The sequence below is a fragment of the Vibrio sp. YT-15 genome (genome assembly GCF_033337445.1).
GTDB lineage: Bacteria > Pseudomonadota > Gammaproteobacteria > Enterobacterales > Vibrionaceae > Vibrio > Vibrio alginolyticus.
In genome coordinates, this window is record NZ_JAWOQR010000002.1 from 353237 (window position 1) to 368960 (window position 15724).

Annotated in this window: 10 protein-coding genes and 4 tRNA genes; 11 read left to right on the top strand and 3 right to left on the bottom strand. The window is 44.2% G+C overall.

Annotated features, from left to right (window positions below; translation table 11 throughout):
• Positions 1-186 precede the first annotated feature (186 nt).
• Entirely contained in the window at positions 187-954 is a 768-nt protein-coding gene (locus R7D93_RS05705; protein ID WP_170890390.1) for a nucleotidyltransferase domain-containing protein, read from the top strand.
• On the opposite strand, the gene R7D93_RS05710 is transcribed toward R7D93_RS05705, so the two are convergent.
• Positions 951-3314, bottom strand: coding sequence for a DNA polymerase II (locus R7D93_RS05710; RefSeq protein WP_225495387.1), 2364 nt, complete (start codon positions 3312-3314; stop codon positions 951-953). The genes R7D93_RS05705 and R7D93_RS05710 overlap by 4 nt on opposite strands.
• A 427-nt stretch (positions 3315-3741) precedes the next feature.
• Here R7D93_RS05710 and uvrY point away from each other — a divergent pair, with 427 nt between their 5' ends.
• The 10 genes from uvrY (at position 3742) to nspC (ending at position 14002) form a co-directional block, all read left to right on the top strand.
• Entirely contained in the window at positions 3742-4386 is a 645-nt protein-coding gene (gene uvrY, locus R7D93_RS05715) for a UvrY/SirA/GacA family response regulator transcription factor (protein ID WP_005386783.1), read from the top strand.
• Position 4387: 1 nt separating this feature from the next.
• The gene (gene uvrC / locus R7D93_RS05720; protein WP_080773718.1) at positions 4388-6220 is read left to right on the top strand and encodes an excinuclease ABC subunit UvrC; all 1833 of its coding nucleotides are present in this window, start codon (positions 4388-4390) and stop codon (positions 6218-6220) included.
• 46 nt (positions 6221-6266) lie between these two features.
• Entirely contained in the window at positions 6267-6824 is a 558-nt protein-coding gene (gene pgsA, locus R7D93_RS05725) for a CDP-diacylglycerol--glycerol-3-phosphate 3-phosphatidyltransferase (protein WP_005394805.1), read from the top strand.
• A gap of 463 nt (positions 6825-7287) precedes the next feature.
• Positions 7288-7361 (top strand) — tRNA-Cys (locus tag R7D93_RS05730).
• 36 nt (positions 7362-7397) lie between these two features.
• Positions 7398-7473, top strand: a tRNA-Gly gene (locus R7D93_RS05735).
• Between the two features lie 77 nt (positions 7474-7550).
• A tRNA-Leu gene (locus R7D93_RS05740) sits at positions 7551-7637 on the top strand.
• Positions 7638-7650: 13 nt separating this feature from the next.
• Positions 7651-7726: transfer RNA gene (locus R7D93_RS05745), tRNA-Gly, on the top strand.
• Positions 7727-8625: 899 nt separating this feature from the next.
• The gene (locus R7D93_RS05750) at positions 8626-11502 is read left to right on the top strand and encodes a pyridoxal phosphate-dependent class III aminotransferase (RefSeq protein ID WP_154204453.1); all 2877 of its coding nucleotides are present in this window, start codon (positions 8626-8628) and stop codon (positions 11500-11502) included.
• A gap of 18 nt (positions 11503-11520) precedes the next feature.
• Positions 11521-12765, top strand: coding sequence for a carboxynorspermidine synthase (locus R7D93_RS05755; RefSeq protein WP_012841628.1), 1245 nt, complete (start codon positions 11521-11523; stop codon positions 12763-12765).
• 103 nt (positions 12766-12868) lie between these two features.
• Positions 12869-14002, top strand: a complete 1134-nt coding sequence (gene nspC / locus R7D93_RS05760) for a carboxynorspermidine decarboxylase (protein ID WP_053306579.1) — start codon at positions 12869-12871, stop codon at positions 14000-14002.
• A gap of 77 nt (positions 14003-14079) precedes the next feature.
• Here the strand turns inward: nspC and R7D93_RS05765 are convergent, their stop codons facing one another.
• Positions 14080-14592, bottom strand: coding sequence for a glycine cleavage system protein R (locus tag R7D93_RS05765; RefSeq protein ID WP_005376814.1), 513 nt, complete (start codon positions 14590-14592; stop codon positions 14080-14082).
• A 221-nt stretch (positions 14593-14813) separates the two neighbouring features.
• Positions 14814-15716, bottom strand: a complete 903-nt coding sequence (locus tag R7D93_RS05770; RefSeq protein ID WP_005376815.1) for a DUF3943 domain-containing protein — start codon at positions 15714-15716, stop codon at positions 14814-14816.
• Between the last annotated feature and the right edge of the window lie 8 nt (positions 15717-15724).

Below are 15724 nucleotides of genomic sequence, written 5' to 3' on the forward strand. Positions count from 1 at the left end.
CCTATTCATACTTATTAAGCAAAACTCGGTGATTATAGCGCTAAGTTAGCCGCCTAGCATTAAAATTCATTGCAGAAATTTGTTGTTACTCCCATGACTAAACACCTGAATGGACTTGATTCAGTGAGTCGGCTAAGAGAACATATAGTCCAACTTCTTGAACCATCTGAGAACACGTTTTAAGTCATGTCTCTGCCTGTTATCGATCCTAAACAACCATTTCAACCAGAGTTTGCGCCTTTAATTAGGGAAGTCACCGCTTGTCTCAAAGGTGGACTGGGGCAAAACTTACACAGCGTTTATGTATACGGTAGTGTTGCTCGTAAAACAGCGATCGCAGGAAGGTCGAACTTAGACCTGGTTGTCGTTACTCAATCATCCTTTGAGCACAATCGCGCGACTTTGCTCAACACAATTAAGTGGCGTGCGCAGCAGAGTTACTCTCAAGTTAATGGTGTATCGGTCCGTACAGCCTTAGTGAGCGAAGTGGCTAATTTAGATAGTATTTTTACTTGGGGCTTTATGCTTAAGCATTGCTGTGTCTGTGTTTACGGTGATGATCTAGCAGAATGCTTCGGTGATTACGTCCCAAGTTGGGAAATTGCTAAGCACTGGAATATGGATGTGGAAGATTGGATTACGGTGTATCGCAAAAAAATCGTACAAGCGAAGACGATAGAAGAGCAGGTGGCCGCCCAGCGCGTGATTGCAAAAAAGTTACTAAGAGCGTCATACTCTTTGGTGATGTATCGAGATAAACGTTGGTTTGATGACCCTATACAATGTGGCAAGGTATTCTTAACTTATCATCCTGAAAAGCAGCTTGAGATCGAGCGGCTAGAAATTTTACTTTCTGGCCGGGGTATTCCCAAGCGTTCTGTTATCGGGCTAATTGATGCGTTTGGTGATTGGTTAGTCAAACAGTACCAGAAAACAGAGTTTCGTATCGGCTAAAACAACCCCATTTGTGGCGCTGAAAGCCTGTCAAAGTCCGTCCCAATGAAAGGGAGAATCGCATCCGCAACGGGTTTGAGTTGTTTATCAATGTAATGTTGATAATCAATCGGGCTATTGAGGTACTCATAAGGTTCAGGGCCGTTCACGGTAATAATGTATTCAATTCGCCCTTTGTTTTGATACTGTAATGGGCGGCCAAGCTTGGCATTTATCTCATCGGCTAAACGAGCTGCACGCACTTGTGGCGGGACGTTCTTCTGATACTCATGCAGTTTTCTTCGCAGTCGCTTTTGATACACCAACTGTTCATCAAATTCACCGTTGTTAGTTTTCTCAACCATCTCTCGGACATAGTCGCTTGGATCTTCACCATGGAAAATCATGCTATAGAGTGTATTTTGAAATTTCTGTGCTAACGAGGTCCAGTCAGTACGGGCACTTTCTAACCCTTTAAATACAATCCGTTCTTGCTCTCCTTCACCGATTAAACCCGCGTAGCGCTTTTTCGAGCCAGTTTCTGCGCCACGAATCGTTGGCATAAGGAATCTGCGATAATGGGTTTCATACTCGATTTCCAACATAGATGTTAGGTTGTACTCAGAACGCAGGTGTTCTTGCCACCAAGAGTTGATGTAATCAACTAATTGATTTCCAACAGCGTCAGCTTCTACTTGACTGTATGGTCGATTCAACGACACGAATGTGGAATCCGTATCGCCGTAAATCACTTGATATCCTTGCTCCTCAATCAGCACCTTAGTTTGCTTCATGATTTCATGTCCGCGCATGGTAATACTAGAAGCTAACCGAGTATCAAAGAAACGACATCCCGATGAGCCCAGTACGCCATAAAAGGAGTTCATGATGATTTTGATTGCCTGAGAAAAAGCTTTTTCATTGTTCTTCTTTGCCACATCACGTGCTGCCCAAAGCTTTTCAATCATTTCTGGTAAAAAGTGTTTCGTACGATGGAACTGCCCACCGCGAAAGCCAGGTACAGCCTGATTTTCTTCTTTTCCAATATCGAGCAATAACCCCTCAACTAAACCCATAGGATCAATCAAGAAAGAGCGAATAATCGATGGATATAGACTCTTAAAATCCAATACTAAAACAGAATCATATAGGTTAGGGATGGAGTCCATCACGTAACCGCCGGGGCTGGCAATCCAATTTTCAGGGTGTAGGTTCGGAGCAACGTAGCCTGCTCGGTGTATCTGAGGCATGTATAGGTTTGTGAATGCTGCAACCGAACCGCCGACACGATCCAGTTCGACACCAGTGAGACGAGAGCGCTCTATTGCAAAGTCGAGCAGGTGAGTGTGATTGAAAATCTTATTCACTAACACGCAGTCTTGTAAATTATATTTAGCCAGCGATGGTTTGTCGGAGCGGTACATACGATTGATCTCATCCATGCGGTCATGAACGTTGTGGATTTCTTTCCCTTCCCCTAAGAGTTCTTGAGATACAGACTCTAATGACCAAGACCGAAAGTGATAAGTCGCCGTTTTTAACGTATCGATACCGTCCATTACAACTCGCCCTGGAATGGAAATAAACCCTTGTTGGCTTTGAGATGAACTTCTGAAAAAGCTGGCTTGGTCTGCTCTACCAAGCATTAGCTTCATGTTGTGCCATTCTGCTCGTTTGTGTAGCAGACGAAAGTCAAAATCAATGACGTTCCAACCGACAATGACATCGGGGTCGAATTGTTTAAACCAAACGATGAGTGCTTCTAGAAGCGCTTTTTCATCCTTAACCCATTGTATCGGTGTCTCCGAAGGTTCTGGTTCTCCGATCATTATAACGCGGGAATCCATGACGCTGTCTAATCCGATTGAGTAAAGAATGCCTTTCTCAGAGCATTCTAGATCTAACGAGACAACGTTTAACTTCGGCTCATATTGCCCCGCACGGCATTTTGCGCTCTGGACGTGTTGGTAGCCATTGGTGCGAGTCACATTGCCTGTAAACTCGATACTGCCTTTGATAAAACGTTCCATTAGGTAGCGATCGGCGAGGCGAATATCACTTTCATACGTAGTGATATCTTTTTGAGCGAATGTGTCTTTGAGTGCGAGAGCGTCTCTGGTTACATTGGTATAGCAGGCAGCAAGAGGCGTATGTTCAAACGTTTTGAGATCCAAAAGGCGGATGTCGACGAATATGTTTTTTTCTCGTGCGAGTGTCTTTGCTTGCTCTGAGTGTTTCTGAGCGATGAAAAATACTGGCTTCTCACCATTAATAAGTAACTGAGTAGGGCCTGCTTCTGTCGAAAGCCACAGCTCGATTTGAGTTTGACCTTTGATGTCTCGTGCATGTCGAGTTAGCAGGAAGCCTTGTTGAATATTCAAATGTGAGAAACCTTAGAAAACTTGAAGAACGTTAGTTTAACACTAAGAACTGTAAAAATAACCAGTAAAGAAAGCGTCTCAAATTTTTGCTGGAATTAGTGATTACAAGTTAGTCTTTGGTGCAAGAGGGACAGTGTCATTTTAAGTTATAGCGTGTTTCTCTGGGCAATATGAAACCTAGTTACTTGATTTATTGTACTTAATGTTGTTAATTGTCTTTTCTTAGATTTCGGTTCTGCTCATCACGCTCTAAAATAATAGAGTGGTTTATGAATAAGTTCTTGCTAAAGTTTGCGTTTCAGCACATATTCATAGAAAGCAATTTTTTGTCGATTACGTTAGTATATAGGCAGTCATACTGATATCCACATTTAACAAATAATGGTTATGTGGGTGCAGAACCAATACAAAGTGTGGAGATACAAGTTTGATAAATGTTTTCCTTGTAGATGATCACGAGCTGGTTCGCACAGGGATACGACGTATTATTGAAGACGTCCGTGGAATGAACGTAGCAGGAGAAGCTGACAGCGGTGAAGATGCAGTAAAATGGTGTCGCAGTAATCATGCTGACGTCGTTTTAATGGACATGAACATGCCAGGAATTGGCGGCTTGGAAGCCACTAAAAAAATTCTTCGCGTGAATCCTGATGTGAAAATCATCGTACTTACCGTTCATACAGAAAACCCGTTTCCAACCAAGGTGATGCAGGCAGGTGCGTCTGGTTATTTAACCAAAGGTGCTGGCCCTGACGAAATGGTGAATGCGATTCGTGTAGTTAATAGTGGGCAGCGTTACATCTCGCCAGAGATTGCGCAGCAGATGGCATTGAGTCAATTTTCTCCAGCCTCTGAGAACCCTTTTAAAGACTTATCCGAACGTGAATTGCAGATCATGCTTATGATCACCAAAGGCCAAAAGGTAACGGATATTTCTGAGCAACTTAATTTAAGTCCAAAGACAGTCAACAGCTATCGCTACCGACTCTTTAGTAAATTGGACATTAATGGTGACGTTGAGTTAACTCACTTAGCGATTCGCCACGGAATGCTGGACACCGAGACCCTTTAGCGTGAATCCTCCTTTCGATTCGGCTTCCTTTCTCAAGACAGTAACTCATCAGCCCGGCGTTTACAGAATGTACAACGCCGAAGCTGTTGTAATCTACGTAGGTAAAGCCAAAGACCTTAAAAAGCGCCTTTCAAGCTACTTTCGGAAAAAAGTAGACAGTGAGAAAACTCGCGCGCTTGTCAGTAATATCGCCAAAATAGACGTCACGGTGACTCACACTGAGACAGAAGCGCTGATCTTAGAGCATAACTACATCAAGCAGTATTTGCCGAAATACAATGTGTTGCTGCGAGATGATAAGTCTTACCCTTATATCTTTATTAGCGGTCATAAGCACCCACGGCTTTCTATCCACCGTGGCGCCAAGAAGCGCAAAGGTGAATATTTTGGCCCCTACCCAGATTCTGGTGCAGTAAGAGAAACATTGCATTTGCTGCAAAAGATATTTCCTGTGCGCCAGTGTGAAGACACTGTCTATTCCAACCGAACGCGCCCATGTTTGATGTACCAAATTGGTCGTTGTGCAGGACCATGCGTTAATACCATCATTTCTGATGAAGAATATGCAGAGTTGGTTGGCTTTGTGCGCATGTTTTTGCAAGGCAAAGATCAGCAAGTACTCAAACAGTTGATTGAGAAAATGGAAGTTGCCAGTCAGCAATTGCGCTTTGAAGATGCCGCCAAATTTCGCGATCAAATCCAAGCGATTAGGCGTGTTCAAGAGCAGCAGTACGTCTCAGAAGACAGCATGGATGATATGGATGTACTCGGGTTTGCTCAGGAGAATGGTATCGCGTGTATCCATATCCTGATGATACGCCAAGGCAAAGTGCTTGGTAGCCGTAGCCATTTTCCGAAAATCCCACAAAATACAAGCCAGCAGGAAGTGTTCGATAGTTTTCTGACTCAATACTATTTGAGCCATAACGAAGCACGTACAATTCCTTCTCGTATTATTTTGAATCAAGAGTTGGCAGAAGATATTGCGCCAATACAGAAAGCGTTAAGTGAAGTGGCAGGCCGTAAGGTTCATTTTCATACGTCGCCAACTGGCTCTCGAGCAAGGTATCTCAAGCTTTCGAACACGAATGCACTAACGGCGATTACCACCAAAATCAATCACAAGATGACGATTAATCAGCGTTTTCATGCGCTTCGCGAAACATTGAAGTTGGAGTCTATAGCTCGAATGGAATGTTTTGATATCTCCCATACGATGGGGGAAAGCACGATTGCGTCATGTGTTGTGTTCAACAACGAAGGCCCCGTAAAGCAAGAGTATCGTCGCTACAACATTACTGGGATTACCGGTGGTGATGATTACGCAGCAATGGGACAAGCGTTGGAGCGCCGTTATTCGAAGCAATTGGACGTAGAGAAAATTCCCGATATCATCTTTATCGATGGCGGTAAAGGTCAGTTAAATCGTGCGCATGACATCATTTCGCAGTACTGGGGGGATTGGCCAAAGCGTCCTATCATGATTGGTATTGCAAAAGGCGTTACTCGCAAACCAGGTTTAGAAACGCTGATTACAGTCGATGGGGACGAGTTTCATTTACCAAGCGATGCTCCTGCGCTGCATCTTATTCAACATATTCGTGATGAAAGCCATAACCATGCTATAGCGGGGCACCGTGCTAAGCGAGGTAAAACCAGACGTACGAGTGCACTCGAAGGGATTGAGGGAATCGGCCCTAAACGACGTCAGGCGTTACTCAAGTACATGGGTGGGTTACAAGAACTTAAACGTGCAAGTGTCGAAGAAATCGCCAAAGTACCGGGAATAAGTCACTCTTTAGCAGAAATTATTTTCCAAGCATTGAAACAATAAGGAAAATCGCGCAACATTAAGCCGCAATGTGTAAGAGAATAATAAAATGCGTTTGAATATCCCGAACATTCTGTCTCTTCTTAGACTGTTCCTAATCCCTGTTTTTGTGGTTGTCTTTTATCTACCTTATTCATGGGCACCGTTTGCAGCAGCAATGGTGTTTTGGGTAGCGGGTTTTACTGACTGGCTTGACGGCATGTTGGCCCGTAAACTTGGTCAAACTTCTCGTTTTGGCGCGTTTATTGATCCTGTCGCTGATAAAGTGCTAGTGGCAACGGCATTGATTCTAATCACGGAACATTATCATTCAATTTGGGTGACCATTCCTGCGGTAACGATGATTGCGCGAGAAATCATTATCTCAGCATTGCGAGAATGGATGGCTGAAATCGGTAAGCGAGCAAGTGTTGCGGTATCTTGGGTTGGCAAAGTAAAAACTGTTTCGCAAATGTTCGCCTTATGGGTGTTGATATGGCGTTACGATGAATGGATGGTTTGGCTAGGCTTTGCGGCCTTGTATGTGGCAACTTTCTTGACATATTGGTCAATGATTCAATATTTGGCTGCTGCGAAAGACGATCTGTTGAATGAAGAGCACCATTAAATTCTGATGTTAGAAAGCAGGCTTAATAGCCTGCTTTTTTGTATCTAAGGCAATCTACAGCATTTTTTGGCTTCTCTCGCTTTTCAATGCTTGCTAACGGCCATGTTTGCAATTTTTATCTGGGGCTTTTGCTTCGATAGGGTTCTATTTGTGATCTAAGTCTTGTTTTTGTCCTTAGAGAGTCTTAGAGAGGCGAGTCTTCTGATTATTAATGCTTCAATGCACGCAACGCACGGCCAGCAGTGTAAGGCGTAGCCAAAGTTTTATGATAAACAAGTGTATTTAAGCGATTTTTAGTATTAAAACTAAGCAATCCATCGTCTTTCGCACAAATTCTAGTCAAACGATTTAAAAAAATAAAAATAGTGTTGACTCGATCGCTCGAATCCGTAGAATGCATCCCGTACCCAAGAGAGCACGGCTCGAAAGGGTGGTGAAAAAGCTTAGCTTTATTCACAAATGAGGCGCCTTGGCAGAGTGGCTATGCAGCGGATTGCAAATCCGTGGACCTCGGTTCGACTCCGGGAGGCGCCTCCATTATTCTTTTGATAGCAAATGGCTTTCGAGAAAAATGCGACACTAGCTCAGTTGGTAGAGCGCAACCTTGCCAAGGTTGAGGTCACGAGTTCGAACCTCGTGTGTCGCTCCAAATTTTATTGATATGGCATTGGCGATATCAGATGGTGTTTTACTTTTCTGTAAAGGCATCACAAAGAATATTTGTGTGCCCTGGTGGTGGAATTGGTAGACACAAGGGATTTAAAATCCCTCGACGTTCGCGTTGTGCCGGTTCAAGTCCGGCCCGGGGCACCATCTCATATTAAATGCGACACTAGCTCAGTTGGTAGAGCGCAACCTTGCCAAGGTTGAGGTCACGAGTTCGAACCTCGTGTGTCGCTCCAGATTTAAGGCCTAACATGAAAATGTTAGGCCTTTTTCGTATTTTTTTGAAAATCTCAAACTTCTTTTCTGTCACAGACTTCGTTAAGTAGCGAACCCTTTGTCTCATTGACTCAAGTGATTGTTAATTCTGCCATTGCAAAACATCTTAGCTATTCCTACTAGTCTATGTTTAAACCATCACTTGTGGTGAATAACCACTCTTACTCCAGGCAAAGCTGTGACGAGAATGCTATCTTTTTAAATGTTCCGGATATAGAAAGGAATGTTTTACGATTAAGCAGCACAACCTTAAACCTCTGTTTAGATGAGGTGATGATATCTCAAGAATATTTGTTTAAATAACAGCTGTTTGAGAGAAGCAGAAAAGCATAGCTCATGAATATGAACATGTGAGTTGCAATGGGGTATGTTTTGTTGTGATTTACATCACTGTTACTAATATGAAAAATCGTTGCCAGAAGATTTTATTTTGTGATAAATTCGCGCGCAATCTCGGAGCGTAATTAACAACGTTTGATCTCTGGGGGATACGCGTAGTGACCATTCAAGCTGATTGTGACACTGCGTAGGGTAGGTATCGGCAAAGCCTTTTGTCGATAGACGGGATACTAATGCTGTAAACGCGGCATATTAATGGGAAACCCAACATTGAAACCTTTGAATAAACACACACTAATCAGCTTCATACTGCCGAAATGTCCTGTTTTACAAAACGGGTGCATTACAGAACCTTGATTAATCCCTTTTACATGTAAAGTCGCGAGTATCGTGGCGGATGATCTGTATTTGTCATTTATGCACTGACAAATGCGGAGGGGTATTCACACCTCCTGTAATTTCATTCTAATGATTATTAATACAGGATATAGAATTATTATAATTCAAGGGATTATGTAGTATGAGCACTGCCTTTGAAGTCGATAGCAATATCGCAAACATTTTTTCGTCTCAGGTTCCTATCGTTGAGGGAACGTATGACTTAACGCCAGATCAAGTATTGATTGATCAGGCTGAGCATGAATCTGAAGTACGTTCTTATCCACGTCGTTTGCCGATCGCAATTAAACAAGCCTTTGGGTGCTTGGTTGAAGATACGCGTGGACAGATCTTTCTAGACTGCCTTGCGGGGGCAGGCACTCTAGCTTTGGGGTATAACCATCCTGAAATAAACCAAGCTCTGAAAGAGCAATTAGATTCAGGACTGCCATATCAGACGCTAGATATTGCAACATCAGCAAAAACGACGTTTATTCAATCTGTTAAGTCTTTTCTTCCTCAAGAGTTAAGCGAGAACAGCGTTATCCAATTTTGTGGCCCGTCTGGAGCTGATGCGGTTGAAGCTGCTATCAAGCTCGCGAAACAGACTACCGGTCGCAACACTATGTTTGCCTTCCGTGGCGCATACCATGGTATGACTAATGGTACGATGGGGATGATGGGTAACTTAGGCACGAAAGCTCGTCGAACTGGTTTGATGTCGGATGTGCACTTTATGCCTTTCCCATACAACCTGCGTTGTCCTTTTGGGCTTGGCGGTGACGAAGGTGCGAAAGCAAGCATTCGCTATATCGATCGTCTTTTAAACGATGATGAGTCAGGCATTATGAAGCCTGCAGCGATTATCGTGGAGCCAGTGCAAGGTGAGGGTGGTGTTGTTCCTGCGCCAGCATTCTGGCTACGAGAGTTACGTCGTATTTGTGATGAACACGGTATCTTACTGATCTTCGATGAGATCCAGTGTGGTGTTGGTAAAACTGGCTACAATTTCGCGTTCGAAGAGTCGGGCATTGTTCCAGATATTCTGTGTTTATCAAAAGCAATTGGTGGTGGCTTACCAATGTCGCTATTGGTTATCAACAAGCAACATGATACATGGAAGCCGGGCGAGCACACAGGTACATTTCGTGGTAACCAGCTAGCTATGGTCTCTGGTGCGAAAGCATTAGAAATTATCCAGCGTGATAATCTTGTTGAGCATGCCAATATTGCGGGTCAGTACTTGCGCTACGGCCTTGAAAGTATTCAAAAGCGTGTGAACTGTATCGCAGAGGTTCGTGGCAAAGGTTTGATGCTAGGCGTGGAGATTAAAAATCCAGACGGTGAGCTCAATAAATTTGGTGAACCTCAAGCGGATAGTGAACTCACACTTTCTATTCAACGTGCAGCACTTGAGCGTGGCTTGATCGTTGAGAAAGGTGGACGCGAAGGTGCAGTAATTCGTTTCCTTCCTCCTCTTATCATCTCGTTTGAACAAATCGACTTTGCTTTACGTGTATTTGAAGACGCGATTTTAGCCGCAGGCGGTAGTCACATCGAAACTCAGCCACAAGATGAATGGAAGAAGCATTTCATCCACACTGGAGAGATGGGCAGCAATGAATTTGCTTCGGTGATGAATCACACTACTACGGTAATGAAGTCAGTGTTTGAACAAGTGACTGCACCGTATTCAGGTATGGATCCAAAAGCATTGGAAGCAGCGATTCACGACGTTGATCTTGATAATGGAAATGCGCCTCTTAAAACCGTTATCGACGATGCTGCTGAGCTGGTCGCGAAAAACGCAATTTTTACTCAACATCCAGATTGTATTGCTCACCTACATACTCCACCGTTGATGCCAGCGATTGCGGCAGAGGCAATGATTGCGGCTTTGAACCAGTCGATGGACTCATGGGATCAAGCTTCATCAGCGACTTATGTTGAACAGAAAGTTGTGAACTGGCTATGCGATAAATATGAGTTAGGTGAAAAAGCGGACGGTATCTTCACGAGCGGCGGTACGCAAAGTAACCAAATGGGTTTGATGCTTGCGCGAGATTGGATTGCTGACAAACTCAGTGCACACTCAATTCAAAAGCTTGGCCTTCCTGAATACGCAGACAAGCTACGTATTGTATGTTCGAAAAAATCCCACTTCACGGTTCAAAAATCAGCCTCTTGGATGGGATTGGGTGAAAAAGCGGTCATGACCGTCGATGCTAATGCCGATGGAACGATGGATGTCACTAAATTAGACGAAGTTCTCAATCAGGCCAAAGCAGAAGGTTTGATCCCATTTGCCATTGTTGGTACAGCGGGTACAACGGACCACGGTGCTATTGATGACTTAGACTTTATCGCCGATATCGCAGCGAAACATGACATGTGGATGCACGTCGACGGTGCATACGGTGGAGCTCTGATTCTAAGTAGCCAAAAAGCGCGTCTGAAAGGTTGTGAGCGTGCACATTCCATCAGCGTAGACTTCCATAAGCTGTTTTACCAAACCATCAGTTGTGGTGCGCTATTGGTAAATGACAAGTCTAACTTTAAATTCCTGCTTCACCATGCAGACTATTTGAACCGCGAACACGACGAACTACCGAACTTGGTGGATAAGTCTATTGCGACAACTAAGCGTTTTGATGCGCTCAAAGTGTTTATGACGATGCAAAGCGTAGGGCCAAAAGCCCTAGGCGATATGTATGATCATTTGCTTGAACAGACGCTTGAAGTGGCGGACATGATTCGAGATAACAAACACTTTGAGTTGTTGGCTGAACCATCACTATCTACGGTTCTGTTCCGCGCGACACATGAATCAGCGGATCTTGATGAACTGAACAAAACGTTGCGCTTAGAAGCGTTAACACGCGGTATCGCGGTATTGGGTGAAACCATTGTCGACGATAAAACTGCATTGAAATTTACGATTTTGAACCCGTGTCTGACGACGGCGGACTTTGAATCTTTGCTCTCAAAAATCAATACGCTAGCGGCAGAGCTAGTTTAATAAAGGTAACGGAAAACTATGGCAATTCTACAGATTGGTGCAGGCGGCGTTGGCTGGGTAGTTGCACATAAAGCAGCACAAAACAACGACGTTCTGGGTGATATCACAATCGCATCACGTACCGTAGGTAAGTGTGAGAAAATCATCGAATCGATTCAGAAGAAAAACAATCTGAAAGATTCAACTAAGAAATTAGAAGCGCGAGCGGTAAACGCGGACGACGTAGATTCTTTAGTTGCTTTAATTAAAGAAGTACAACCTGACTTAGTGATCAACGCAGGTCCTCCTTGGGTGAACATGTCTATTATGGAAGCATGTTACCAAGCTAAAGTGTCATACCTTGATACATCTGTTGCGGTTGATTTGTGCTCTGAAGGCCAACAAGTACCTCAAGCTTACGATTGGCAGTGGGGTTACCGTGAGAAGTTTGAAGAAGCGGGCATTACAGGTATTCTTGGTGCTGGCTTCGATCCGGGCGTAGTATCGGTGTTTGCCGCATACGCAGTGAAGCATCTGTTCGATGAAATCGATACTATCGACGTAATGGATGTAAACGCAGGCGACCACGGTAAGAAGTTCGCAACTAACTTTGATCCAGAAACGAACATGCTTGAGATTCAAGGCGATTCGTTCTACTGGGAAAACGGCGAGTGGAAACAAGTACCTTGTCACTCACGTATGCTTGAGTTTGAATTCCCGAATTGTGGTTCACACAAAGTGTACTCAATGGCGCACGACGAAGTTCGATCTATGCAAGAGTTCATCCCGGCGAAACGCATCGAATTCTGGATGGGCTTTGGTGACCGTTACCTAAACTACTTCAATGTGATGCGCGACATCGGTCTACTCAGCCCAGATCCACTAACGCTTCACGACGGTACGGTTGTTCAACCTTTGCACGTGCTAAAAGCACTACTACCAGATCCAACATCTCTCGCACCAGGCTACACTGGCCTAACGTGTATCGGTACTTGGGTTCAAGGTAAGAAAGATGGCAAAGAGCGCAGTGTATTTATTTACAACAACGCTGATCACGAAGTCGCATACGAAGATGTTGAACACCAAGCTATCTCATACACCACTGGCGTACCTGCGATCACTGCTGCTTTGCAGTTCTTCCGTGGCAAATGGGCAGACAAAGGCGTGTTCAACATGGAGCAGCTAGATCCTGACCCATTCCTAGAAACCATGCCATCTATTGGTCTAGATTGGCATGTTCAAGAACTGGAGCCAGGACAACCTGTTATCCATAAATTGAAGTAAGAATTTAGCGACTCTTATTTGTACGTTTAAGCCGATGCACTTGCGTCGGCTTTGTTCGATTTTATAGTGCCTTTGCTAAGGCGAAGGGACGTAAGGTATCAAAATGCAACAAAACGAACTAAAAACGCCATACTTCATGATCAATGAAGACAAGCTGATTGAGAACCTAGAGAAAGCAAAACAGCTAAAAGACATCTCTGGTGTGAAGCTTGTATTAGCACTGAAGTGCTTCTCAACATGGGGTGTATTCGACATCATCAAGCCTTACCTAGACGGAACAACAAGTTCTGGCCCGTTTGAAGTGAAGCTTGGCTACGAAACGTTTGGTGGTGAGACACACGCATACAGCGTGGGTTACAGCGAAGATGACGTTCGCGATGTGGCGGACATCTCTGACAAGATGATCTTTAACTCTCAGTCACAGCTAGCGGCTTATCGTCATATTGTCGAAGGTAAAGCATCGATTGGCTTGCGCCTGAACCCTGGTGTGAGCTATGCAGGGCAAGACTTAGCAAACCCAGCGCGTCAATTCTCTCGTCTTGGTGTTCAGGCTGATCACATCAAACCGGAAATTTTTGATGGTATTGATGGCGTAATGTTCCACATGAACTGTGAGAACAAAGACGTGGATGCGTTTATCGGTTTACTCGATGCTATTTCAGCTCAGTTTGGCGAGTACCTAGATAAGCTGGACTGGGTAAGCATGGGTGGCGGCGTGTTCTTCACATGGCCGGGTTATGACATCGAAAAGCTTGGCCTAGCGCTGAAAGCGTTTGCTGAAAAACACGGCGTGCAAATGTACCTAGAACCGGGCGAAGCGATCATTACCAAGACGACTGACCTAGTGGTCACTGTGGTTGATATCGTTGAGAACGTAAAGAAGACGGCGATTGTCGATTCAGCCACAGAAGCTCACCGCTTAGATACGTTGATCTACAATGAGCCAGCGTCAATTCTTGAAGCATCTGAAAATGGTGAACACGAGTATGTGATCGGCTCGTGCTCTTGTTTGGCTGGAGACCAGTTCTGCGTGGCGAACTTCGAACAGCCTCTAGAGATAGGACAGCGTCTGCATATTCTAGATAGTGCCGGTTACACCATGGTGAAACTGAACTGGTTTAACGGTCTACGTATGCCGTCGGTCTACTGTGAACGCTCGAATGGTGACATTCAAAAACTGAATGAATTTGACTACTCTGATTTCAAACGTTCACTGTCTCAGTGGTCAGTGAAATAAAACGTATTGAGTATTAGAACGACAAAGAGCAGCTGAATTGCTGCTCTTTTTATTGGGGAAGCGTTAAAGGTATGCAGTTAGCTTTCTACAATTACACGAGTGTCTTCACTCAGAGATTCTAACTCATTGGCTATGTCTTCAATTTCTAGCTCGCTAGGTAGTTTTATCGCCATTTTAGCGCTGAATAAGCTAGAGCTTACCCCTCCGCCTCCTGCAATGAATACACGCTGACAATCCATATCTAAAATTGAGATACCTTGATTATCGAGAACGTGAGTAATTTCATTCACAATACCCGCTCTATCGTTGGCATCTAAACGAAGTTGGAAGATAGTGTCTTCACGATATGAGTGAGGCTCAGAGTCGACGAACCTAACAACAAGAGTCTGACAAGAAGAGAACGCTTGTTTAACGATGTCGGCATTTTCTCTTGGAAGCTCTACTTTGATGACACCTGCAACTTGGTCTTCGATAAAGTTTACTTTGCTGATCAGCCATTTCCCGCCGTTTTCGTGTGTGATTGCAGCGAGCTCTTTAATCGTGGCGGGTGACGCTTGTCCGACAAAATTAACAATAAATACGGTGTTCATAATGTCCCCTCCTGGAATCAAGGTTTGGACGCAGTACGAATAAACGTGCTACTTAAGTTATTGGAATAAATCCTTTTATTTAGTGTAGGTGCTAAGGGCGGGTAATGTTTGATGAAAGTCAATTTTTAACACTAATTCGTGATGCAAATAATTAAAACAATGTTCAGAGCACAAAAAAGCAGCCATCGTAAGGCTGCTTTTTACCGAGTATCAACTTAGGATTAGAAGGTTACTTTTAACTCGACACCATAAAATTGACTGTCGTAGTTTGCGCCTGCGTCCATGGCGAATTTTGCAACATCTTGGTTTCCAAACCAAGGTGATGAATTGAATTGTAGTTCTGCACTACCGCCCCATGCATCAGTTACCCAATAATGAATATGTCCAACAGGGTTTAAGAAGAAGAGCGAAACATCACCTGCGGTTTCAGAGCCCATAACTTCGCCGCCGTTTGCAATAATGTCTTGCTCAGCCGTTAACATCATTTCACCAACAACAGCACCAAAGAATGGTGTGATAAAAATATCCTGCCAAGATGGTACTTCTGCGAACGCCTCCACGCCATACTCCCAAAAGAACGTCGACATAGTTGCGGAGTACAAAAACGACTGAAATTCATTATAGCCAGCGTGACGTGCTGCCGTGTAGTAAACGCCGCCAAAATATGGGTGCATGATGTAGTTGAGGACATGTTCATCGCGATCCCAAACGGGGCCGTCAGAGACATTATCTTTCCACTTTTGCCCCAACTTACTCATGTCTCGGTCTTCTTCGTCCCATTTGGTGATACTTTCTGGAAGAAAAGTCATCATGCCTACGGTCGCGATACTGAGACCTAGAATGGTGTAGGTTTGACCCATCAGATAATCCCAGTCTTTATCTTGAGGGATGATGAGATGTTTAGGCTGAAGCCCTGCGTCAAGGTTTAGCGAATCATCATTATTCTGTTCATACATAACACCGCGATTTTGAGCCTCGAAGGTGTACAGAGTCGTCGTTTCGCAGTAACCTGACAAACAATCAGGTGTGTAAGAAAACTCTGTATGACGGCTTAGGTCATAGTGACTTGCGTGCGCAAGCGCTGACGAAGCCAAGCAAAGGCCTGTTAGAGTCGTCTTGAACATGGATGATT

What these genes read in the sequence shown, in the direction of transcription:
- pgsA (WP_005394805.1), top strand. Translation starts at nt 6,267, where the DNA reads ATGCGTTTGAATATCCCGAACATTCTGTCTCTTCTTAGACTGTTCCTA.
- R7D93_RS05765 (WP_005376814.1), bottom strand. Translation starts at nt 14,592, where the DNA reads ATGAACACCGTATTTATTGTTAATTTTGTCGGACAAGCGTCACCCGCC.
- R7D93_RS05705 (WP_170890390.1), top strand. Translation starts at nt 187, where the DNA reads ATGTCTCTGCCTGTTATCGATCCTAAACAACCATTTCAACCAGAGTTT.
- R7D93_RS05750 (WP_154204453.1), top strand. Translation starts at nt 8,626, where the DNA reads ATGAGCACTGCCTTTGAAGTCGATAGCAATATCGCAAACATTTTTTCG.
- R7D93_RS05755 (WP_012841628.1), top strand. Translation starts at nt 11,521, where the DNA reads ATGGCAATTCTACAGATTGGTGCAGGCGGCGTTGGCTGGGTAGTTGCA.
- nspC (WP_053306579.1), top strand. Translation starts at nt 12,869, where the DNA reads ATGCAACAAAACGAACTAAAAACGCCATACTTCATGATCAATGAAGAC.
- R7D93_RS05770 (WP_005376815.1), bottom strand. Translation starts at nt 15,716, where the DNA reads ATGTTCAAGACGACTCTAACAGGCCTTTGCTTGGCTTCGTCAGCGCTT.